The organism is Pseudovibrio sp. POLY-S9 (genome assembly GCF_001431305.1).
In the GTDB taxonomy this organism is placed as follows: Bacteria; Pseudomonadota; Alphaproteobacteria; order Rhizobiales; family Stappiaceae; genus Pseudovibrio.
Window position 1 is genome coordinate 1 of sequence record NZ_LCWX01000019.1, and the last position, 1,488, is coordinate 1,488.

Genomic DNA, 1,488 nt, shown 5'->3' on the forward strand with positions numbered 1-1,488 from the left:
TGCGTGCTGAAAACACAGCGAGCTAGGTTCCGAGTGGTCGGCGATCCCCTGGATTGCAATGCCATCTGACCGAAGAATACTCCCTGAATATACAGCCACCAGTTTACCTCAATGAAACCAAAGCAACGTCTTTAAGGGATTGAACGGTAGTACCTCGAAGTGCTGTAATATGTTGAAACTAGCAGCCTTTCATGCGGTCTGGGAAGAATGGAGAGCTGCGAGAGGCGCTCGGGTTTGACCTCAATAGCGATCGCAATAGGTGATCAAGCCTCGGCATTTATGAGCTGGTGCCGTGTGCTGTGTGATTGAGCCAAACCGAAATCGGAAAGGCGTTGCGTTCCATTCTGCATCCGTTGGCGATGTTTGCACTCGGATTACGCCGCTATGTCTGCAGCGCTTTCAAAGGAAATGCAGAGCGCACTTCTGCGCCAGGATTTGATTGTCCGAATAGTACTCACAAGCGTTCTATGCTGTCGGCTGACCACAAAAGAGATAGAACTGATCTATGCGCTACCTCAGATGAACAGGAGTGAGCGTGTGTGATGGGTGCTCTTTATCGGTAGCCAAATCTGAAAGTTAGTTGAACGGGTACCGAATTGGATTTTGATTGTGTTATCTTCGTTGCAATTATCGGCTGTGTTTGATGCCTTTTTTTGATTGCTAGGGAGAGACTACATTGACGCGGGATGAGTTTGATAATTATTGCAAGTCATTGGTTGGGACGAGCAATGTCATTCAGTGGGGGAATGCTTCGGTTTGGAAGGTTGGAGGGAAGATCTTTGCGATCTGTTCTAACTGGGGAGAGGACCGGCCTGAGATGGAAGGGATCAAGATCAGCTTTAAGTGTTCGGAGCTTTCCTATCAGATTCTGACGGAACAGGAGGGCGTTATTCCGGCGCCTTATCTGGCTCGGGCGAAGTGGGTTCAGATTGAGACTGCGCAGGCGATGGCTGATGAAGACATCAAGGATTATGTTCGCGAGGCGCATAGCATTATTGCGAGGAAGCTGACCAAGAAGCTGCAGAAAGAGATTGGGTTTGTTGCAGCTTAAGTGTGTCTGATCACGTGGGGCTCTGAATAACTGATCGTGCTGATTTTAAGGTTTGCGTTCTTTTGTGCAGATTTGCGTTATTTGCGCGAAATGTGCGTTGCTCGTGGTTCTTATTGAGTGGTTTTGTGTCTGGCTTTTGCACCGCATGCATTTAATTTTGAACGGGGGAGGTTCTATCATAGAACCGCCTAGCGGGCATATGTTTACCCCGTGGAATTCGCCTTATTTTTTATGCCCGGTTTTTCAGATGTTGCGCTCGCATCTGCTAATAAAAGTTATCCCCCTCTGAGGATCTTTCTTTACTCATAAGCTTGTCTTTGCGTAGCATTGCGATCATTCGTGCTCGGTGCTCGGTGCTCGGTGCTCGGTGCTCGGTGCTCGGTGCTCGGTGCTCGGTGCTCGGTGCTCGGTGCTCGGTGCTCGGTGCTCGGTGCTCG

Annotated in this window: 1 protein-coding gene; it reads left to right on the forward strand. The window is 49.4% G+C overall.

Features of this window, described 5'->3' with window-relative positions; translation table 11 throughout:
- Positions 1 to 676: 676 nt before the first annotated feature.
- Positions 677 to 1,051, forward strand: coding sequence for an MmcQ/YjbR family DNA-binding protein (locus tag PPL9_RS00995; protein ID WP_057460899.1), 375 nt, complete (start codon positions 677 to 679; stop codon positions 1,049 to 1,051).
- Positions 1,052 to 1,488 lie beyond the last annotated feature (437 nt).